The following is a 21,146-nucleotide window of genomic DNA, read 5'->3' as shown; positions in this document are numbered from 1 at the left end:
TTGGGCTTCAGCCGCCCACTCTCGCTGCGGAGCAGCGACCGGGAATCGCCTGAAGGCTAGACACCAACGGTTGCTGAATTCCGCTTCGACAGGCTGGAAGCCTGTCCCACTGAAATTGCCACCGAAGTGCGCGCTGCTCGTCGGCGACAAACGAGCTACAATCCGCGGCATGAATCAGCCCGGCCACCCCCTGTCGCGTCCCTTGCCCGGTCAACGGGCCGCCAAACACCGACACGTTGCTCAGTGTGTGATCAGCTTCGGCAGCAATCTGGGGGACCGTCGCGACTTGATCGCGTCAGCGGCGCAACGGATTTCCTCCTGCGACTTGATTCTTGAAGGCGACACGCTGAAGACCAGTCGGCTGTACGAAACAGCACCGATCGGAGGCCCGGGGGGACAGGAACCCTTTCTCAACGCGATCGGCGTGTTCCAAACCGAAGCCCCGGCGCGGGCGGTGTTGGGACTGCTCCAAGAACTCGAACGGGCACTCGGCCGCGAGCGGCGACGGCGCTGGGACGCGCGTTCGATTGACTTGGACGTCGTCCTGCATGGGAACCTCGTCGGCGGGACCACCGGTTTGGTCGTGCCCCATCCACGTTACACCGCGCGGCAATTCGTGTTGCAGCCGGCCTGCGATGTGGCGGCCCATTTTCGCGATCCGCGATTCGGCTGGTCGTTGCAAGAGATCTCCGATCACTTGTCTGCGGCGGCACCCTCGCTGGCGTTGGTGACTGGTCGTCAAGAAACGCGAGATTTGTTGTGCCGACGTTTGGCCGACGAGCATGGGGTGATGGTTTACACCAGTGAGGCGGCCAAGCAGTCGGCGATCAACCACGCCTCAGACGAAGCCACCGCGAACGGAGGCGAGGATCGTCGCTGGGTCTCCAGCTTTCTTCCCAAGTTGCCTAGTCGGATTAAATTACTCGATGAGACCAGTCGATCCACGATGTCAGGAGAGGCGGCGCACGGGTTGCCACGTCTACTGGTTCGCATCCAAAAGACGAGCAGCGAGAACGGCTGGCCGGCGCCACACCAGATGTGGCCGGGCGGCTGGCGATGGCCCGAATACCGACTCGAAATCGACGACTTGGATTGGGCCGTGTCGGAGTTAGCTTCGGCGCTCGATTCGATGCGTTGTTCGGCTCGACCGGTGACTGCAGACGGGCACTGGTGGTGAAATCAGGCGTCAAGACGCCCGGTGCGACGATGCGCCACACGCCGTTCCGCAAAAACTTCGCGGCACAATGTCGCTCGCTTGTCGGGTGGCCTTGCCAATTTGCCAGTGGCCGACCGATACTTCCGCTCCGAACTGTCTTCCGTTCTTTTCTGCACCAACGCGTCCGGATTTGACCCGGCCGATGATCATGCAACGTTTTTTGTTTCCACGCTGGTCCAACCCGTTTTTGCTGGTTTTAGGCGCTGCTTTGGGCGGCGGCGGTTTATTTGCCGTCGCTGTTGGAGGCTTGGTGACCGATCCGGTGACCTTGAACATTGGCTATGAGCCGGAACAACCGGTTCCGTTCAGCCATGCGATTCACGCCGGCCAGTTGAAATTGGACTGTCGCTATTGCCACAACACGGTTTTTGAAGCCGCCCACGCCGCAGTCCCGCCGACGGCGACCTGCATCAATTGCCACAGCCCGGCGAACGATCAGGGACAATCGGCATTGGCGGCCGTTCGAGCCGACAGTGTGAAGCTGAAACCGATTCACGAGAGCTGGAAAACGGGCAAGAGCATGCAGTGGAAACGCGTGCACAATCTGCCCGAATACGTCTACTTCAATCACGCCGCACACGTGAATTCCGGCGTCAGCTGCGTCAGTTGCCACGGGCGGATCGATCAAATGGAAGTCGTCTACCAGCACGAGCAGCTTTCCATGGCGTGGTGCATCCAGTGCCACGAAAACCCGAACGAGCACCTGCGGCCGAAAGAGTTTGTCACCAAGCTTGATTGGGAACCGCCGGCGGACTGGGACCAGGAAGCGTTTGCCGAAAAGCAGCGTGCCGAGCACAACATCCATCCTCAGCGTCACTGTGCCGTTTGTCACCGATAGTGTCGATCTTTTCCGCTTGACCGTCCGCGCCAGTAAACACCGTTTACGAACGATCCATCCGAACGAATATGACTCACAACGAATCCAACGCGAAAAGCAACGCCCCGACTTACTGGCGTAGTATTTCGGAATTGCACGGCAGCGAGGAATTTCAGAACAATTATCTGCATCGAGAGTTCCCGGTCGCCGCATCGGAGTTCCCCGAAGGCGTGTCGCGGCGGCGCTGGATGCAATTGATGGGCGCCTCGCTGGCGATGGCCGGCGTCTCGGGCTGCCGATACCCCGAAGAAATCATCGCTCCGTTCGTGATCCGCCCCGAAGGCCGAGTGCCCGGCGAGTTTTACGAGCGTGCGACGAACTTTGAGCTCGCCGGATCCGTCCACAACTTGCTGGTCCGTTGCTTTGACGGTCGTCCGCAGCACATCGAACCGAACAAGAGCCACCCGTCGGCGGCCGGGACCAACGCCTACGTCCAGGCGTCGATTTTGTCGCTGTATGACCCCGATCGCTCACGCGGCGACGACGGCCCGGTCTTGATGCGTGGCGGCGAGCGGAAGCAGGAATCGCAATGGGACGATTTCTTGCCGGTCGGACGCGCGGCGATCCAAAAAGCCGCCAGCAACGAGAACGGAAAAGGCTTCGCCGTGCTGATGTCGCCGACCAGTTCGCCCACGAACGTCCGGATGCTCGGCAAACTGCAAGAGAAACTGCCGGCGGCGACGATCGCTCAGTTCGACGGCGTTCATGACGGGGTGATGCGGAAAGCGACCAAGCAAATGCTTGGCACCGAATCCAACCAAGTGCTCGATCTCAGCAAAGCGAAGGTCATCTTCTCGCTCGGCGCCGATTTCCTGGGCAACGACCCCGGCTCATTGACCGCCGCCCGGACGTTTGCCGAGCGGCGCGATCCGATCGCCGGCGAAATGAGTCGCTTGTACGTGGTCGAAGGCGGCTACACGACGACGGGAACCATGGCCGATTCGCGTTTGGCCATCCGCCCCAGCCAAATGCCGGCGTTCCTGGGTGCATTGAGCCGCATGGTCGAAGCACTGAAGAACGGCGAGACGCACGATCACGACGGCGAAGAACTGGCGTTTAACGATCCGGATATCACCGCCGCGGAGCGTCAATCGCGGTTCATGGACTGCTTGGCCCACGACATCGTCGAAGCCGGCGAAGATGCGGTGGTCGTTGTCGGCCCGTCGCTCGGGGCAGATCTGGTCGCGGCCGGAATTGCGATGAACCAAAAACTCGGCTCACTGGGCAAAGCCCAATCCTTCACGCCCTGTGTGGACGAAAGCCTGGAGACGAAATCGCTGGACGACCTGGTCGCCGCGGTCAACAAGGGCGACATCGAGTCGTTGCTGATCCTGGGCGACAACCCCGTGTTTACCTCGCCCAGCGACATCGATGTTGCGGGAATGATCGACAAGGTGCGACAAGACGGAAAGGTGTTCTACCTGGGCGAGTATGACGACGAGACCGCCATCTTGTGCGACTGGTCGCTGCCGCTGGCGCATCCGCTGGAATCCTGGAGCGACTGCATCAACGACGATGGGCTGTATGGCGTCTGCCAGCCACAGATTCTGCCGCTGATGGGCGGACGCACGGTCGCCGAAGTCCTGGCGCTGATGATGGAAGAAGACGTCGTCGACCCGATGCTGATCGTCCGTCAAACCGCAGACCAGGTGGCCGGAGAAACGCTCAGCGAAGGAAAGTGGCGCAAACTGCTCCATGACGGCTACTCCGACGACATCAAAACAGCCGCCCGCACCGCCGACGTGACGGGCACCGCAGCGGAACTGCCGAGCAAAGCCCCCGAAGTCGCATCGGCCAAGACCATCGACCAAGACAACATCGAAGTGGTCTTCACGCCCGCCGACGGCCTGTATGACGGGCGGTTCGCCAACAACGGCTGGCTGCAGGAACTGCCGCAGTCGATCACCAAGGTCACGTGGGGAAACGCGGCAATGATGAGCCCCGCGACCGCCAAGGCACTGGGCTTGCACCACGGCCTGTACATCACCCTCCGCAAGGGCGGCAGCAAGATCGAACTGCCGGTCTTCGAAACACCCGGCGTGGCTCCCGGAGTCGTGATGACTTCGATCGGATACGGCCGCTCGCGAGTCGGCAAGGTCGGAGGTTTTATCGCCGAAGGCCTCGACGCCGTCGGATTTGACGTCTCGCCACTGCGGACCAGCGATCAAATGCTGGTCGCCTACAAAGTCGAAGGACGGCCGAACTACAACGAATTCGACTTCGCCACGACACAGAACCACTGGGCGATCGATGACATCGGACGCAAAGAAACCGAGCGTCGCAGTTACAACCTGGTTCGCGAAGGCACCACCAAGTTGCTCGAAGACGTGCCCACGTTTGCCAACGAGCAACCCAAAGCCCCGCACGTGCCCAAGGTCGGCAAGTACGGCTCGCTGGGTACCGAACCGATGCAAGAGATCCAAGCCGATCCGGCCAAGGACTACATGCCGCAATGGGGAATGTCGATCGATTTGACCAAGTGCACCGGCTGCAACGCCTGTGTCGTCGCTTGCCAAAGCGAAAACAACATCCCGATCGTCGGTGCCGAACAGGTCAAGAATAGCCGCGAAATGCACTGGCTGCGGATCGACCGCTACTTCCAAGGCGACGCCGAAGACGCCCAGATCGTTCACATGCCGGTCGCCTGTGTGCACTGCGAAACGGCCCCCTGTGAACAGGTTTGCCCGGTCGCCGCCACGGTGCACACCGACGAGGGCATCAACGCGATGGCCTACAACCGCTGTATCGGAACGCGGTACTGTGCCAACAACTGCCCGTTGAAAGTCCGTCGGTTCAACTACTTCAATTACAACGAAGAGGTCGGCGTCGGCTATGGGGTCAAGGCGTTCCCCGGTGCGATCGAATCGGCCAACCGAAAACTGCAAGCCCTGGTGCTCAATCCCGACGTCACCGTGCGTGGCCGCGGCGTGATGGAAAAGTGCACGTACTGTGTCCAACGCGTGGAAAAGGCCAAGATCGAAGCCCGCAAGGACGGCGGTCGCCAGATCCAAGACGGCGATGTCATCACCGCCTGCCAGGCCGCTTGCGGCACCAATGCGATTGAGTTCGGCAACATCGCCAACCCGGACTCGATCGTGGCCAAAAAACGCAAGGACGTGCGAGCCTACGGCGTGCTGGAGCAACTCAACATCAAACCGCGGACGGAATACCTGGCCCGGGTGCGAAACCCCCACCCGCGTCTGATGACCACCCAGCAGTTGGACGACCTGGCGACGATCACCTCGCATCATGGCCACGACGACCATGGCGATCATGGCGGCGATCATGGCGGCGATCATGAAGGCAGCGGAGACGATCACGCCGCCGGCCCAAAAGACGCCGATCACAAGAAAGAAGAAGCTCACTGACGTCAGTTCACTGACACGCGGTTCGCCGATCTTGATCGAGCGAACGACAGACTGCACGCGGTGCCGCAGGCCCGCATCGACCAAGCCAAACAAACCGATTCCACTTTCTAGCTAACACTGACCATGTCACTTGCCATTCCAAACGGATTGGATAACACCGTCGAACGTCCAGGTGAGCGAGCTCCGCTGGTCCTTGGCGAAACGACGTACCACGACATCACCGAAGCGGTTTGCAAAGTTGCCGAACGGCCACCGAGCAAGGGCTGGATCGGCGGCTTCCTGGTCGCGTTTGCGTTGCTGCAGGTGCTCGGGTTGCTGATCGTGTATCTGATCTACACCGGGGTCGGCGTTTGGGGCAACCGGGCGCCGATCTTTTGGGGCTGGCCGATCGTCAACTTCGTGTTCTGGGTCGGGATCGGCCACGCGGGAACGCTGATTAGTGCGATTTTGTTTCTGTTCCGTCAGGAATGGCGGACCAGCATCAACCGTGCGGCCGAGGCGATGACGATCTTTGCGGTCGCCTGTGCGGGGACGTTCCCGGGGATTCACGTCGGCCGTGCCTGGTTGGCATTCTGGCTGGCACCCTACCCCAGTTTGAATCTTTGGATGTGGCCACAGTTCCGCAGCCCGCTGTTGTGGGACGTGTTCGCCGTTTCCACCTACGGCACGGTGTCGCTGTTGTTCTGGTACATGGGGATGGTTCCGGATTTGGCAACGTTCCGCGACCGATCCAAGAACAAGTATCGCCGCATGGCCTACGGGCTGCTGTGCCTGGGCTGGAGCGGGTCGTCACGTCACTGGATGCGTTATGAAAAGGCGTACGCGATCCTGGCCGCGTTGGCTGCACCGCTGGTCTTGTCGGTCCATACGATCGTTTCGTTCGACTTCGCCGTCTCGCAGGTGCCCGGTTGGCACACCACGATTTTCCCGCCGTACTTCGTCGCCGGGGCAATCTTCAGCGGGTTTGCGATGGTGCTGACGCTGATGGTGCCGGCGCGAAAGATGTTGAACCTGGAAAAACTGATCACGATCCGGCACTTGGAAAACATGTGCAAGATCATTTTGGCGACCGGTTCGATCGTCGGTCTGGCCTACGGAACAGAATTCTTCATCGCCTGGTATGGCCAAGTGCCCGCGGAACAATTTGCGTTCCTGAACCGAGCCTTCGGGCCGTACGCCTGGGCCTACTGGACGATGGTTTCGTGTAACGTCATCAGCCCGCAAATCTTCTGGTTCAAAAAAGCTCGCACGACGCCCTGGATCATCGTCGTCGTGTCGATCTTCGTGAACATCGGCATGTGGTTCGAACGATTCGTGATTGTCATCAGCAGTTTGTCGCGGGACTACCTGCCGAGTGCCTGGGCCTACTTCACGCCGACCTGGGTCGACTGGGGCATGCTGATCGGATCGTTCGGATTGTTCTTCACGTTGTTCTTGCTGTTCTGCCGCACCTTGCCGGTGATCAACATGGCAGAAGTCAAGGCGACGTTGGCCAAGCAGGAGCACATGGCTCACCTGCACGGCCATGGTGAAGAGGCTTCGGAAGGTCACTGAGAAACTGAATCATTCTTTCTTTTAAGCATTAACGATCTGTTTCGATGGATCAGAAAATTATGTCGGAAACGAAAATAGAAACGACCGTTCACGGAATGATGGCCGAATTCACAACGGTCGATTCATTGCTGAGCGCCTGTCGCAGGATTCGCGATGCCGGTTACACCAAAACCGACGCTTACACCCCGTTCCCGGTTCACGGGATCGACAAGGCACTCGGCATCAAACCGACCGCGCTGCCGTGGATCTGTCTGATCGCCGGTGCGACCGGGACCTGCATCGCATTGGCGATGCAGATCTGGATGAACAGTATCGACTACAAGTACATCATCTCTGGCAAGCCCTACCTCTCGTTGCCCGCGTTCATCCCCGTGGCATTCGAGCTGACGATTTTGCTGGCGTCCTTCGGGGCGTTCTTCGGCATGTGGGCGCTCAACGGGTTGCCGAAGTTCAGCAACCCGATGTTCACCGACCCGCGGTTCGATCGCGCGACCGATGACCGTTTCTTCCTGTACGTCGATGCCGGCGACGAGCGTTACGACGCCAACGGAGTGCGGAATCTATTAGCCGACACCGGCAGCGACTACATCAACGAGGTGGTCGAAGACGACTCACCCAAAGAAGTCCCCAAGCCGGTCTTCTTGATCTGGGGGCTTTCCGTCGCCGCGTCGCTGGTGCCGTTGATTTGCATCTTGACCATGCGGGTGACCAACAGTTCCAAGCCGCGATTCCACATCTTTTTTGATATGGATTTCTCGCCCTCCAAAGACGCTCAACAGGTGACCAGCCTGTTCGCCGACAACCGCGCGATGCGATCGGATGTCCCCGGCACCGTCGCCCGCGGTCAGATGGAAGAGTCGCTCGACATGCTGACCGGAATCGATGTCGAAGCCTTGACGCTGTCCGATCCGCCGCGAGTGCAGCGATTGGTCCGGGCCTACATGCTGGCCGACGACGAGGCCAAGGCGGAAGAGAAGGAAGCGGTCGACGCGGCCGAAGCGGCACCGGCCAGTGTGATGGACACCACGCCCTGGGTGGAGAAAAACCCGCTGAACGTCGACGCCGAACTGCTGGCACAGGGACAACAACAATTTGCGATTTACTGCAGCGTCTGTCACGGGATGGATGGCTACGGAAACGGCCTGGTCAACCAGCGGGCTCAATCGATCAGCGCCCCGACCTGGGTTCCGCCGGCTTCGATGCACCAGGAAACCCTTTACGCCGACAAGTATCCCGACGGCAAACTGTTTTCAACGATCAGCAACGGGATTCGCAAGATGCCGGGCTATGCGGGCCAGATCAAGCTGAAGGACCGCTGGGCGATCGTCGCTTACGTGCGAGCGTTGCAGAAGAGCCAGAACGCATCGCTGGACCTGGTTCCGGAATCTGAAAAAGCCGCCGTGGAAGCAGCCGTCACGGAAGCGAAAGCCGAACTGAAGCGTCAAGCCGAAGAAGCCGAGAAGGCCGCGGCAGCTCGCAAGCAAGAACAACCCTAACGACTCGGCGGCGTGTGCCCTCGACCACGCCGATCGCGAAATTTCCATATCACTCGACCACGCGGTCACCCCCGTCACCGCACTTTACGACAACCGATTTGACCATGTCAGAACACGCCGCTCCCGCTGTCAAACCGGCCGATGACCCGGCCTTCCAGCTGCCTGCATCACTTCGCGGCTTGCAGATGCCGCTGCTCGGCGGTGGACTCATCGCCCTACTGGTCGGCATGGGTATGGCGTTCGCCGTCAGCGATGCGGACATGCCGCGGTTCGGGATGTCTGCCTACCTGACGGCCTTCCTGTACGTCCTGACGATCGTGCTGGGCTGTCTGTTCTTCGTCTTGATCCAACACCTGGTCCGAGCCGGCTGGAGCGTCGTCGTCCGCCGGGTCGCCGAGTGCATGATGATCATGATCGTCCCGATGGCGTTCCTGTTCTTGCCGATCCTGTTTGCGGTCTTCAGCGAAGGTACCCTGTTCGTCTGGACCGATCCGGAGTTCGCGTCCAAGTTGCATCTCGACGAGAAGATGTGGGAAACCAAGAAACTGTTTCTCAACGCCCCGTTTTTCGTCCTTCGTGCTTTGGTTTACTTCGGAATCTGGGGTGCGTTGGCGGTCTACTACTGGCGTGGCAGCGTGAACCAGGACGAGACGGGCGAGCGAGCAGCGACCGACCGCATGCAATACTGGTCCGGGCCCGCGGTCATGGCATTTTCACTATCGTTGAGCTTTGCCGCCTTCGATTGGGGTATGAGTCTGGCACCGATGTGGTTCTCGACCATGTTCGGCGTTTACATTTTTGCCGGCGGTATCTTGGCGGCACATTGCGTGATCACGCTGCTGACGTATCTGCTGCAACGTGCCGGGGCGTTGAAGGAAGAAGTCACGCCGGAGCACTACCATGACTTGGGCAAGTACATCTTCGGGTTCATCGTGTTCTGGACCTACATCTCGTTCAGCCAGTACATGCTGATTTGGTACGGCAACATTCCCGAAGAGACCGAATGGTTTTACAGCCGCCAGGATGGTGGGTTCGGATACCTTTCGATCGGACTGATCTTTTTCCACTGGTTGATTCCGTTCTTCGGCACGATGAGTCGCCACGTGCGTCGTCGTCCAGGGGTGATGGCATTTTGGGCGGCCTACATCCTGGTCGTTCACTTCATCGACATCTACTGGATCGTGATGCCAGAAGCTCGCGTGGTTGAAACCCACACGGTGCCCAGTTTCGGTGGCCCGCTGGGGATTTTGGCCAGTCTGCTGTGTGTCGTCGGCATGTCGACACTGGTGATCGGGTTGGTGCTTCGCGTAGCGGGGGGCAATCGCGTGGTTCCCGTCCGCGACCCACGGCTGCGTGAATCGATCATTTTCGAAAATATTTAGCGTTTCCGGGGGACACCGCGTCGCACGTCCCTGTTTTTTAGCACTCCAGACTCCCTCCGCTCGATAAACTTCGAACTAGAGCCATGGCAAAATACGACGATCTGAACACCAGACAGATTTTCATCATCGGAATTGCTTCCGTCGTTGTGACGGCGGTGACCATTTTAGCGGTTCAGTACGTGTACTACCTGCTTGTTGATGCTCACAAAGAAAGCCTCCAGGCTCAGAGCAGTTACAACCGGCAGAACGCAGTTTTGAACGAACAAGTTGGCTCGATTTCCAAGTACGGGGCGGACCCGTTGACAGGAAACGTCACCATTCCCATCTCCAAAGCGATGGAATTGGTGGCACAAGAAAGCCAAACGGAATCCGACAACCACTCAGACAATGCTGAAACCAAAGACGCAACCTGAACCGCGGACACCAATGAGCAACAGGGGCATCGTGTGGCTCGCCGCAGTCGCTGCGCTGACGTGGACAGCGGTACCGGGGCTCCAGACCGAGTCGCTGGCTCAGGATGCGGTCCGACTCGGTTCGAAAGTCGACTTGAACGACAATCTTCCTCCCGAAGCACGGGGGATCACTGTCGTTCAAAATCTGGGAGAGGTGATTGCGACCAATTTGCCGCTGACCGATTCGGACGGGAACGCGATCAAAACCGGCTACATCTTCAACGGAAATCTGCCGACGATCGTCACACTCAACTACAGCGACTGTCCGATGCTGTGCAGCGTTCAGTTGAACAAGTTGACCGAATCGCTGAACCAGTTGGACCTTCAGCTCAACAAAGACTTCAGGATTTTGACCGTCAGTATCGACCCGAACGAAACCAGTCGGCGCGCGGCGGAAACGAAAGAGAAATACGTCTCGGTGCTGTCCAATCAACCCGGCGCGGATCAGGGTTGGACGTTCGCCACGGCGAAGCAACCGATCATCACCAAGTTGGCCGAGACGTTGGGTTTCAAGTACCGCTACGACGCGGCCAACAAACAGTACAACCACCCGGCAATGCTGGCATTTGTTTCGCCCACGGGAGTGATCACGCGGTATTCGCTGTCGATCGACTTTCCGCCGGAGCAACTGAAGTTGGCGTTGGTCGAGGCGGGCGAAGGGACCGTGGGCAACGCGGTCGACCAGTTCATATTGTGGTGCTACAGCTATGACCCGGATTCTAATTCCTACACCCCGCACGCCTGGCGAATCATGCGGTTGTGCGGATTGGGGTTCATCGGAATCTTGCTGACGACCTTGGTTCCTTACTGGGTCGGTCGAAAGGGGAATCCCGCGGCGGGCCAGGAACGCGATTCGGTGCCGACGTTGCCGGGCAATGAACCAGCGACCGACGGGCAAGCCCCGTCGCAGAACGAGTAACGAGATAGACAGGGACTGCTCACCGGGCAGTCGTTTTTACGAATAGAGTTATCCAATTCAATGACACAAATAGCCCCCGCGATGATGTCTCTGTTAGGCGATTACACCAGCAGCAAGCTCTCGGTTTTCCCAAAATCTGCGTCGTCGTTTTCCGGCGAGTCCGATTGGGTGTTCCACTTCATCAGCATCGTCTGTGTCATTTTTTTCGTCCCGATTGCGATCGCCCTGTTCGGTTTCGCTTGGAAGTACCGCAAGGCCAAAGGGCAGCCGGCGGATAGTCAAGTCGACCACAACACGACCTTGGAATTGGTCTGGTCCATCGGACCGTCGTTCCTGCTGGTGGTGATGTTCTACTTCGGTGCCCGCGGATACCTGGACATGCGATCGATTCCCGAAGGGGCCTACAACGTCGGCGTGGACGCCTACAAATGGGGCTGGGGGATGGACTACGGAAACGGCGTCATTCACCCCGAACTGCACGTCGTCGCCGGTGAACCAACCAAGCTGACGATGACCAGCAAGGATGTCATCCACAGTCTGTACATTCCCTCGTTCCGAGTGAAAAAGGACATCGTACCCGGCCGTTACAACTACATCTGGTTCAAGGCGATGGAGCCGAGCGAGAAGGTGATGTCCGACGAGGAGTGCAAGCAACTCGCCGACAAAGACAAAGAAGAAAATCTGTCCTGGGATTACGACGCACGTCAGTGCACCCCCGACGGCTACAACTTCTACGACCTGTACTGTGCCGAGTATTGCGGGACCAACCACTCGGAGATGCAAACCGTCGTGGTCGTCCACGAAACCCAAGAAGAATTGGACGCCTGGATCAAAAAGTACAGCTCTCGTGGGGATGAACCGCCGGCGGCCTACGGTGCCAAACTGTACGAGCGTCGCGGCTGCAAAAGCTGTCACTCGATCGACGGCTCGCGAATGGTCGGCCCGTCGTACAAGGGCAGCTACGGCACGATGCGAGACATCGTCGGTGGCGGACAGGTCAAGGTCGACGAAAACTACATCCGCGAATCGATTTTGAATCCGAAGGCGAAAGTGGCCATCGAACAGGGCGTCGCCTACCAACCGGTGATGCCCAGTTACAAGGGCCAACTGTCCGATGACGATATTTACAGTTTGATAGAATTCATCAAGAGCTTGGGCGACGCGTCGGCGGCGGAACCGGAACCGCCGGCGGATGCCGAACCCGTGTCGGTTGAATGAGCAAACGGCGATCACGCCGAGACAGAATCATGAGGAAGCCGGAGTGATCTCCGCATTTTGACTCCCGAGCACTCGGGAATTTTGGGACAATCACAATGTTGATTGGCCTTGAAACCAATACCAACCCATTTGTGAATAAACGAGATAACGTTCATTAACAGGCCGTGCCGTAAGGTCGGGCTTCGATCGGATCCCCGGGATCGCACCTCGCGGATGCCGAAGCCGGTCACCAGCTCTGGTCGAATGAAGTTTCCATCGAGGTAAGAGATGTCTGCAGGATCCGTGCCGTCGGGCTACGAAGTCAATGACCCTGGCTATCCGACTCCGCAAGAGAACTACCTGACCAACTCAAAAGGTATTTTGAGCTGGGCTTTCACGCTGGATCACAAACGCATCGGCATGATGTATCTGATCGGCGTGTCCAGCGCGTTCCTGTTGGGCGGGTTGTTGGCGATCGGGATTCGACTGCACCTGTTCGCCCCCGATGGCGTCCTGTTCAACAACGCGTTGTTCCAGTGGCTTGCCCCGGACAAGGCCCCCAACGACATCTACAACCAGGTGTTCACGTTGCACGGGGCGATCATGGTGTTCCTGTTCATCATCCCGAGTATCCCGGCCGCTTTGGGGAACTTCCTGGTGCCGGTGATGTTGGGTGCCAAGGACGTCGCGTTTCCTCGTTTGAACCTGAGCAGTTTTTATCTGTGGGTCGGCGGTGCGTTGTTCTTCATCATGGCGCTGTTGGCCAGCGGGTTGGACACGGGCTGGACGTTTTACACACCCTACAGCACCACGACCGACTCGTCGGTGATTCTGGCGACCACCGGGGCGTTCATCCTGGGGTTCAGTTCGATCTTCACCGGGTTGAACTTCATCGTCACGATCAACACGATGCGGCCGCCGGGAATGACTTGGTTTCGCATGCCGTTGTTCCTGTGGGCGACGTACTCGACCAGCATCATTCAGGTGCTCGCGACGCCGGTGTTGGGGATCACGTTGCTATTGTTGATCGCCGAGCGAACGTTGCACATCGGGATTTTCGACCCGGAATACAACGGCGACCCGGTCACCTTCCAGCACTTTTTCTGGTTCTACAGCCACCCGGCCGTGTACATCATGATTTTGCCGGCCTTCGGCATCATCAGTGAACTGATCAGCGTCCACAGCCACAAGCGGATTTTCGGCTACCGCTTCATCGCCTACTCTTCGATCGCGATCGCTCTGCTCAGCTTCATCGTCTGGGGACACCACATGTTCACCAGCGGAATGAGCCCGATCACGACGATCATTTTCAGCGCTTTGACCTTCACCGTCTCGGTGCCTTCGGCCATCAAGGTGTTCAACTGGGTTGCGACGATGTTTAAGGGGTCGATCAGCCTGACGACCCCGATGGTGTATGCGATCGCGTTCATCTTCTTGTTCACCATCGGCGGTTTGACCGGGTTGCACCTCGGCACACTGGCAACCGACATGCACCTGCACGACACGTACTTCGTCGTCGCACACTTTCACTACGTGATGGTCGGTGGCACGGTCGTCGCTTTCTTGGGAGGCGTGTTCCATTGGTGGCCCAAGATGGTCGGCAAGATGTACAGCGAAGTCGGCGGATTGCTGTCGGCGGCGTTGGTATTCATCGGATTCAACCTGACCTTCCTGCCGCAGTTCATCTTGGGCAGCCGAGGCATGCCGCGTCGCTATGCGACCTATGACCCGGAATTCGCTCCGTTGCACCAGATGAGTACCTACGGAGCACTGATCTTGGGTGTCGGCTTGTTTGTCGCGTTGTTTGTTTTGCTGATGTCGCTATTGAACGGCAAGAAAGCCCCGGCGAACCCGTGGGGCGGGGCGACGCTGGAGTGGAATTGCACGTCACCGCCGCCGTTTTACAATTTCGAGCGTCCGCCGGTGGTGGGTGATCCCTATGAGTTTGGTGACATCCGCTGGGATACTGAATTGGATCGCTATGTGAAGGTGGAACCGAAGCGTGAACGGGTGCCCGTGGAGACTCCTGCCGAGACGCCGGCTCACGCGAGTGAGTAGTGGGTGCATCGGATCGTCGCATCCGGATGACGGGCGATCCGATCAGTTGATACTTTCAGAGTTGTATTTGTTTTTCATTCCTTCGCTTGCTTGATTCAATCAATGGCTACTACCGACGCTGGGCTCGCGTCCGACGCGCATGAACAACCCGGTCACGGGCATTCCGACCACGGCCACGGTGATCACGATCACCCGTCGTACCTGGCGCACCACTTCGACACGCCCGAGCAGCAGTTTGACAGCGGCAAGCTGGGCATGTGGCTGTTCCTGGTAACGGAAGTCCTATTCTTCAGTGGGATGTTTTGTGCCTATGCGATCTTTCGTGCTTGGCGACCGGAAGTCTTCGAGGGTTGCAGCCAGTTTTTGAACACCAAGCTCGGTGCAATCAATACCGGCGTGCTGCTGTTCAGCTCCTTCACGATGGCGTGGGGCGTTCGCTGTGCCCAGAAAGAACAACACAAGTTGTTGACCGCAATGCTGGCCACGACGCTGTCGTGTGCGACCGTCTTCTTGGGCGTCAAAGCGATCGAATACTCCCACAAATGGCACCTGGGACTGTTGCCGGCGGGTCTGTTCAGCTACGACCCCAGCAATCCGCACCCGGTCGGTGGTCCCAACTACCTCGCATATATCTGTGCTCCGTTCGCGTTGATCACAATTGGCGTGGCTATCTGGTTGGTCGTCAGCTTCCTTCGCGGGGCGAAGTTTCAACTGGAGTGTGCCAAGCCGTTGATGGTGGTTTGCCTGTGCTTTTTCGTCGGTGTCGGTCTAGGAACAATCTTGGAAAGCGGTGGCGACGAAGGGCATCATGAAGACGACCACGCAGTGGTGGCCTCTGCCGATGGAACGGCAGCCGAGCACGGTGACGACCCTTCCCACGCCGACGGTGAGGAACACGCCGAGCACGTCGAACCAGCCGCCGAAGCGGTCGCGGGCTTGCCCGCCGCCGGAGCGATGAGCAACGACAGCGCCGACCTGGCCGTTTTGGAGCGTTTGGCGTCCGATGCGACCAACACCGGTCTGCAAGACGAACTGGCCGCACGAAAAGCTCAGTCGGAACGATCCGGCGGTGGCATCCTCTATGACGTCAGCGACGACGCCTCGGCAACCGTCGCGTCCGCGCCAGAAAACGTGTTGCGTCCCAGTCGAGCCGGTGTGTTTTTCAGCATCTATTACTGCATGACGGGGATCCACGCGATTCACATTCTCGCCGGTATCGGCGTTTTGGTTTGGCTGCTGGTCCGCTCGATTCGCATGGACTTCAACCGCAACTACTTCGGTCCGGTCGATTACGTCGGCTTGTACTGGCACATCGTCGACATGATTTGGATCTACCTGTTCCCCTTGATGTATCTGATTCGATAACGTCGTTTCCGCGTCCTGTCGCCGACGACTGGCGACGACCACTGACTTTCCATGCCCGCCGCCGGGCCCAACCATCAACGAAACACACTCTGAAGATCCTTTTGACATGTCTGCTCACGAAAACGCTCAGGAAGGATACGACTTCGCACACCCGCTTCCGCTCCCGCTGTTGGCCGGCACCTTCTTGGTGTTGACGCTGCTGACGGTGCTCACGGTCGCTCAGGCAAGCTTCAATTTCGGCAGCCTTGATGTGCTGATCGTGATGGTGATTGCGACGATCAAAGCGGTTCTGGTCGGCGCGATCTTCATGCACTTGGCCTGGGACAAACCCTTTAACATCATCTGCTTCATCGGCTCGTTCGTCTTCGTCGGCCTGTTCATCATGTTCACGTTGTTCGACAGCCGCCAAACGGTGAAGGACTCCATTCCCGTGATGGATGACGCGGTGGTGTCGGCCCCGGCCGAGATGTAGCTGGCCCGTCGCCCGCGACGGGGCCGCAGCGAAGCGACAGGCCGGCGGTACCGCAGACTGCGTTTCGGAGAGAGTTGATCGGGTGCTCGTTCAGGCAAGCGGCGGCAGATCGGTCCGAGCGTTCCCACCCAAATCGCTTCGACACCCTTCGCGGTCGAGTCCGCCGCGCGGTTGAATCTCCGGTGGCGTCGCGGCGCTCACCTCCGACTACCGTCTTTGATCCCATTCGGGTTCAGGCCAGCGATTTCCGAGCACCGTAGACTCAGCCCAAAACAGCTGATGATCAGTTGATATCAGCCGGTTTGCGCAAGCGCGAGCGACGACACGACAGCAGTTTTTGATCACCCCGCGACAGGCTTGGGCACCGCGAGGGGAGCTGAGACGGGAACTCACGGGCCTGTTTTAGCGGCGAGCTATAATGGTGCGCGGCCGCTGTTTGTTTCTTGCGGCCAACTCCGTCAGCCAGTTCGGCCCTCTGTGACCCGCAAAACCGCTCTGACCGATTCCACTGCAAGATGGCGTGATGCCCCGATCGCTCCGATCGGAGACGAGCGGTCATCCGATCGGTGTGCTGCGCCGCCGGCGGAACCGCCACCGACAGCGGCCCCACCGCTCGAGTCGCTCCGCGACAAGAACGCTGGCGAGCCGGCGATCGATCCGGATGCGACCAGCGAAGAGAGTCCTCGCGGAATCGTTGCGCGGCTGGCGACGATTCGCAACTCGTCGTGGCTGGTCAGCGCGGCATTGCATTTGCTGTTTTTGATCATTCTGGCACTGCTGACGTACCGGCTTGGTGGCACCGAGCGTGGCCTGCTGATCGACGGCGCCTGGTCTGGCGCCGACTCCACCACGCCACTGGAAAGCGTCACGCTGGCCGAGGCGACGGCGGACAATCAGAGCGAACAGCAGGACTTGCCGGTAGAAGTCGATCTGTCCATCATCAGCAAGAACGTCGCCAACGCGTCGATCATCGCGCCCCAACAAGCGTCGGCGGTGCAGGACGATGCGTTGGTGGGGCTACAGACCGGTGGCGCCACCACGGCGGCCGAGCGAGTCGTCTTCCTGGGCGGGGGTGGACTTGCGGCGCGGACGCCGGAGGGCAGGAAGAAGTACGGCGATCGATACGGCGCGACACGCCAGAGCGAGATGGCCGTCGAGAATGCGTTGCGTTGGTTGGCGGAGCATCAGCGAGATGATGGGTCGTGGTCGTTCGATCTGCGTCTGTCGCCGTGCGACGGCCGATGCCGAAACGGCAAGAAAGCGAACGACGATACGCCGACACCGTCCACCGCGGCGACGGGCCTGGCATTGCTGGCTTTTCTAGGCGCCGGGTACACCCCCGAAGTCGGACCGTATCAGGATGTGGTTCAGCGTGGTCTGTACTATTTGCGAAGCACCGCGGCGGAATCCGAATTCGGATACGACTGGCAACAAGGTGGCAGCATGTATGGTCAGGGCATCGCGCTGATGGCCATCTCCGAGGCCCTGGGGATGACCAAACACGAGGACCGTTTCGATTCCGACTTGTTTCACTACGCCCAGCGGGGCACACGGTTTACCGTGATCGCACAACATGACAGTGGCTCCTGGGGATACACCCCCGGAAGCCCCGGCGACACGACACTGACCGGCTGGCAGATTCTGTCGTTGATCGGAGCCCGCAAGGCCGGCATTGAAACACGCAGTGATACATTCACCCGCGCGAAAGAGTTTTTGATGAGCGTTCGCGAGGGGCCGGAATTTCAGTTCGGATATCGCACGCCTAAAGCGGAAAAAACAACGACCGCCATTGCCTTGACCCTGTTGATCTACCTCGGACAAACGCCCGGACACACCCTGTTCGACGAAGCGATCGACAAGCTGGCCGAGCAAGGCCCGACGCTGACCAACGTTTACCATGATTACTACGCGACGCTGGCGCTGCACCATTTTCGGCATCGCGATTGGGAATCTTGGAACAACCAATTGCGTGATCACCTGGTGCGCACCCAGGCGACCGAAGGACATGAAGCCGGCAGCTGGCACTTTCGCGACCAATGGGGAGATGTCGGGGGACGCGTCTATACGACCGCGATGTGTGCGTTGACATTGGAGGTCTACTATCGCTTCTTGCCCCTGTATGACGAGCCGCCAGAGTTCCCGCTCTGACCGCCGGTTGCCGCCGACCTTCTGCGTCGCGCGGCTGCCATCGGGCCGATACAATGGACAGACGCCTTACCTGCCCCCGTTACGAATGATTCACCAGACGCATCAATCAACATGCGAAAAAGCCTGCTGCTCGGATTGTCGCTCCTGCTGATCGCAGGGATCGTGTCTGTCAACGTGCGGAACAACGCCGAGCAAGACGCTGCGCGATTGTTGGAACAGATGGCCCCGTCTGGCGGATGGGAAAACGAACCGATCCTGGATCCATCACCGGAAACCCCCCGGACACAAAACAAGCCCCCGCCGGGAGACTTCATCGTCGATCTGGAACCGGGCGGCACGTGGTTTGTCGGAAAACGCGGAGCCGAAAGCGAACTGTTACTTCCCTATCGACCGGTGCAGATACCGAGCCCCAGCAACGACTTGGAACCGGTCAACGAGAACCCCGGTTTTCTGGGAGCCGATGCGTGTCAGTCCTGCCATCAAGAACGCCACGCCTCATTTGTCCACACCGCGCATCACCGGACCAGCGCGGCAGCCACCCCAACATCGATTGCCGGTTCGTTTCAGCCGGGGCAAAACGTGTTAAAAACGAACAGCCAAGGATTATGGTTCAGGATGGTGGAGCGCAACCAACGGCTGTTTCAACAGGTCTCATTCTACGGATGGAAATGCGACGTCCCGTTCGACGTGGTGACCGGATCGTCGAAGCTCGGCCAGTCGTATCTGTATTGGCACGACGATGGCCTGTACCAAATGAATGTGTCGTACATCACCGGCACCGACGATTGGGTCAACAGTCCGGGGTATCCGGACGGCCAAGCCATCTACAACAGGCCGGTCACCAACCGCTGCTTGGAATGCCACTCCACATGGGCGGACGTGCGTCGACCTCCGAACCACTACACACCCGAATCCCTGATCCTGGGAATCTCCTGTGAACGTTGCCACGGACCGGGGCGCGATCACGTCCAGTACCATCAATCCAATCCCGAGGAGAAGACATCACGCTTCATCACACACCCCGCGTCACTCTCGCGGCAGCAACAATTGGACATCTGCGGCCAGTGCCATTTCGGGAACCCAAAACTCAAGGACGCCCCGTATCAATTTCGGCCCGGTGACGATTTGATGGATCATTATCACCCTCCGCAAGCAAACCTTCCCGGGGGAGTCCACTCCAGCAACCAATTGGTTCGATTGTCGAAGAGCCCGTGCTTCAACGAAACCGAAATGACGTGCACCACGTGCCACAATCCCCACCAAAGCGAACGGGGCAACCGCAAACTGTTTTCGCAGCGTTGTCTCCAATGTCACCCGTCGTCCGATTGCGGCATGGAATCCACGCTCGGGCAGCAATTGAGCGACAATTGCATCGATTGCCATATGCCGGCCGGCGCGACCGAGAACATGTTCATGAATACCGCACAAGGCAAAGTCTTTCCGTCCCTACGAGACCACCACATCCGCGTGGACAGGGATTTGACGGACGCGTACCTGCAGTCGATCGGCAAGTAATCGGCGACCACCGCGAGGTGGCTTCCCAGGTGTTTCCCACACTCTGCCGAGCGTCGCTACTTCAAGGGAGCACCGAGCGTTCACGCACGACGCCGGTGTCCTGAATCGCGAAAACTTCCACGTCGACGCCGGGGGAGTAGTGCGCCAGCGCTGGGCGCTGACCAAGTTTCGGCAAACCGGCCGCGGTGACCAGCTGGTCCGCGATCTCTGTGACCTCCGCGGTCCAAACGTCATACGGTTCGTGATGGACTTGGCCACAAAACACGCGTCCCCGCTTTTCGACAAACAGCAGGTAACGTTCGAACAAGAAGTGTTCCAGCGATTCGGGAACGGATGGCCCCAAATGCTCTGCCACCCGAAACGACACCCGGTGCTCGGCCGCTCCGCCACGCCGAACGCTGTGGTAGCGGTGACGGTCGCCGGAGCCATCCGCCGACATCCGGGCGAAAAAGTAGGGCAGGGACCAACCGATGCGAGCCGCCATCACCGCCAATCGGGAACTCGCATCGAGCGAAAAAAAGTAAACGCCCGGCCGATCGTTGTGCGTCACATAGGTTCGCACGTTGGTTTCCAAAAAGTTAAACGCGAATCGGCGGGGCAACCAGGACGGTCGGATGTTCCGCATTTTAAAGGGAACGATGCCGACGAACGCACGGCCGTTGAAGGTATCCAGATCCAGCTCAGCGGGCACATGCGGGCGAAGCGTTTCGGCATCGATTTCCCAATGGCAAAACAACAACGATTCCCAACGTTGCGTTCCCGCATTCGCACCGCCAGGCCGTTTCGAAGGCGCCATTCGATCGATCGTCATCCTCTTCTCCGTTGATTGTTAGCGGCAGGGCGCGAGCCCTGCCGGTCTTTCAAGGTGTTTTTGAAACGCCACCGGACGGCTCGCGCCGTTCCGCTAACATCCTCCGTTGTTTGTTAGCGGTAGGGCGCGAGCCCTCCGGTCTTTCGACGTGTTTTTGAAACGCCACCGGACGGCTCGCGCCGTTCCGCTAACACCCTCAGTTGATTGTTAGCGGCAGGGCGCAAGCCCTCCGGTCTTTCGACGTGTTTTTGAAACGCCACCGGACGGCTCGCGCCGTTCCGCTAACACCCTCAGTTGATTGATAGCGGCAGGGCGC

The 21,146-nt window shown here is 59.0% G+C and carries 15 protein-coding genes; 14 read left to right on the top strand and 1 reads right to left on the bottom strand.

Annotation, left to right across the window (positions count from 1 at the left end; genetic code table 11):
- The first annotated feature begins 169 nt into the window (after positions 1-169).
- The 14 genes from folK to NZK35_RS32970 all read left to right on the top strand — a co-directional run bounded on the left by folK (position 170) and on the right by NZK35_RS32970 (position 20,019).
- Positions 170-1,177: a 2-amino-4-hydroxy-6-hydroxymethyldihydropteridine diphosphokinase gene (gene folK, locus NZK35_RS33035; protein WP_259636797.1), complete on the top strand. Its 1,008-nt coding sequence runs from the start codon at positions 170-172 to the stop codon at positions 1,175-1,177.
- 187 nt (positions 1,178-1,364) lie between these two features.
- Positions 1,365-2,054, top strand: a complete 690-nt coding sequence (locus NZK35_RS33030) for a cytochrome c3 family protein (protein WP_259636796.1) — start codon at positions 1,365-1,367, stop codon at positions 2,052-2,054.
- A 68-nt stretch (positions 2,055-2,122) separates the two neighbouring features.
- Positions 2,123-5,461 (top strand): TAT-variant-translocated molybdopterin oxidoreductase, encoded by a 3,339-nt coding sequence (locus NZK35_RS33025; RefSeq protein WP_259636795.1) that lies wholly within the window; start codon positions 2,123-2,125, stop codon positions 5,459-5,461.
- Positions 5,462-5,584: 123 nt separating this feature from the next.
- Positions 5,585-7,015 carry an NrfD/PsrC family molybdoenzyme membrane anchor subunit gene (gene nrfD, locus NZK35_RS33020; protein WP_259636794.1) on the top strand — a complete coding sequence of 477 codons (1,431 nt, stop codon included), beginning with the start codon at positions 5,585-5,587 and terminating at the stop codon, positions 7,013-7,015.
- A 44-nt stretch (positions 7,016-7,059) separates the two neighbouring features.
- On the top strand, positions 7,060-8,511 hold the full coding sequence (locus NZK35_RS33015) for a quinol:electron acceptor oxidoreductase subunit ActD (protein WP_259636793.1): 1,452 nt from the start codon (positions 7,060-7,062) through the stop codon (positions 8,509-8,511).
- Positions 8,512-8,615: 104 nt separating this feature from the next.
- Positions 8,616-9,893: a hypothetical protein gene (locus NZK35_RS33010; protein WP_259636792.1), complete on the top strand. Its 1,278-nt coding sequence runs from the start codon at positions 8,616-8,618 to the stop codon at positions 9,891-9,893.
- A gap of 83 nt (positions 9,894-9,976) precedes the next feature.
- On the top strand, positions 9,977-10,306 hold the full coding sequence (locus NZK35_RS33005) for a hypothetical protein (protein ID WP_259636791.1): 330 nt from the start codon (positions 9,977-9,979) through the stop codon (positions 10,304-10,306).
- Positions 10,307-10,319: 13 nt separating this feature from the next.
- Positions 10,320-11,264 (top strand): SCO family protein, encoded by a 945-nt coding sequence (locus NZK35_RS33000; RefSeq protein WP_259636790.1) that lies wholly within the window; start codon positions 10,320-10,322, stop codon positions 11,262-11,264.
- Positions 11,265-11,324: 60 nt separating this feature from the next.
- A complete protein-coding gene (locus NZK35_RS32995; RefSeq protein ID WP_259636789.1) occupies positions 11,325-12,482 on the top strand; it encodes a cytochrome c oxidase subunit II in 1,158 nt (385 codons plus the stop codon).
- 267 nt (positions 12,483-12,749) lie between these two features.
- Positions 12,750-14,519 carry a cytochrome c oxidase subunit I gene (locus NZK35_RS32990; protein WP_259636788.1) on the top strand — a complete coding sequence of 590 codons (1,770 nt, stop codon included), beginning with the start codon at positions 12,750-12,752 and terminating at the stop codon, positions 14,517-14,519.
- A gap of 102 nt (positions 14,520-14,621) precedes the next feature.
- On the top strand, positions 14,622-15,884 hold the full coding sequence (locus NZK35_RS32985) for a cytochrome c oxidase subunit 3 (protein ID WP_259636787.1): 1,263 nt from the start codon (positions 14,622-14,624) through the stop codon (positions 15,882-15,884).
- Between the two features lie 106 nt (positions 15,885-15,990).
- On the top strand, positions 15,991-16,356 hold the full coding sequence (locus tag NZK35_RS32980; RefSeq protein ID WP_259636786.1) for a cytochrome C oxidase subunit IV family protein: 366 nt from the start codon (positions 15,991-15,993) through the stop codon (positions 16,354-16,356).
- 477 nt (positions 16,357-16,833) lie between these two features.
- On the top strand, positions 16,834-18,504 hold the full coding sequence (locus tag NZK35_RS32975) for a prenyltransferase/squalene oxidase repeat-containing protein (RefSeq protein ID WP_259636785.1): 1,671 nt from the start codon (positions 16,834-16,836) through the stop codon (positions 18,502-18,504).
- Between the two features lie 111 nt (positions 18,505-18,615).
- Positions 18,616-20,019: a cytochrome c3 family protein gene (locus tag NZK35_RS32970; protein WP_259636784.1), complete on the top strand. Its 1,404-nt coding sequence runs from the start codon at positions 18,616-18,618 to the stop codon at positions 20,017-20,019.
- A gap of 61 nt (positions 20,020-20,080) precedes the next feature.
- Here NZK35_RS32970 and NZK35_RS32965 read toward each other — a convergent pair whose 3' ends face one another.
- Entirely contained in the window at positions 20,081-20,830 is a 750-nt protein-coding gene (locus NZK35_RS32965; RefSeq protein ID WP_259636783.1) for a YqjF family protein, read from the bottom strand.
- Positions 20,831-21,146 lie beyond the last annotated feature (316 nt).

Origin of the sequence: Stieleria sedimenti, from assembly GCF_025060895.1 — a bacterium.
Lineage (GTDB): Bacteria > Planctomycetota > Planctomycetia > Pirellulales > Pirellulaceae > Stieleria > Stieleria sedimenti.
The sequence above is the reverse complement of the archived record's forward strand: the minus strand, read 5'-3'. Positions and strand labels throughout refer to the sequence as shown.

Coding starts and splice junctions, on each gene's coding strand:
- NZK35_RS33015 (WP_259636793.1), top strand. CDS start 7,060: ATGGATCAGAAAATTATGTCGGAAACGAAAATAGAAACGACCGTTCAC.
- NZK35_RS32995 (WP_259636789.1), top strand. CDS start 11,325: ATGACACAAATAGCCCCCGCGATGATGTCTCTGTTAGGCGATTACACC.
- NZK35_RS32980 (WP_259636786.1), top strand. CDS start 15,991: ATGTCTGCTCACGAAAACGCTCAGGAAGGATACGACTTCGCACACCCG.
- NZK35_RS33000 (WP_259636790.1), top strand. CDS start 10,320: ATGAGCAACAGGGGCATCGTGTGGCTCGCCGCAGTCGCTGCGCTGACG.
- NZK35_RS33005 (WP_259636791.1), top strand. CDS start 9,977: ATGGCAAAATACGACGATCTGAACACCAGACAGATTTTCATCATCGGA.
- NZK35_RS32990 (WP_259636788.1), top strand. CDS start 12,750: ATGTCTGCAGGATCCGTGCCGTCGGGCTACGAAGTCAATGACCCTGGC.
- NZK35_RS32985 (WP_259636787.1), top strand. CDS start 14,622: ATGGCTACTACCGACGCTGGGCTCGCGTCCGACGCGCATGAACAACCC.
- folK (WP_259636797.1), top strand. CDS start 170: ATGAATCAGCCCGGCCACCCCCTGTCGCGTCCCTTGCCCGGTCAACGG.
- NZK35_RS33030 (WP_259636796.1), top strand. CDS start 1,365: ATGCAACGTTTTTTGTTTCCACGCTGGTCCAACCCGTTTTTGCTGGTT.
- NZK35_RS33025 (WP_259636795.1), top strand. CDS start 2,123: ATGACTCACAACGAATCCAACGCGAAAAGCAACGCCCCGACTTACTGG.
- NZK35_RS33010 (WP_259636792.1), top strand. CDS start 8,616: ATGTCAGAACACGCCGCTCCCGCTGTCAAACCGGCCGATGACCCGGCC.
- NZK35_RS32970 (WP_259636784.1), top strand. CDS start 18,616: ATGCGAAAAAGCCTGCTGCTCGGATTGTCGCTCCTGCTGATCGCAGGG.
- nrfD (WP_259636794.1), top strand. CDS start 5,585: ATGTCACTTGCCATTCCAAACGGATTGGATAACACCGTCGAACGTCCA.
- NZK35_RS32965 (WP_259636783.1), bottom strand. CDS start 20,830: ATGACGATCGATCGAATGGCGCCTTCGAAACGGCCTGGCGGTGCGAAT.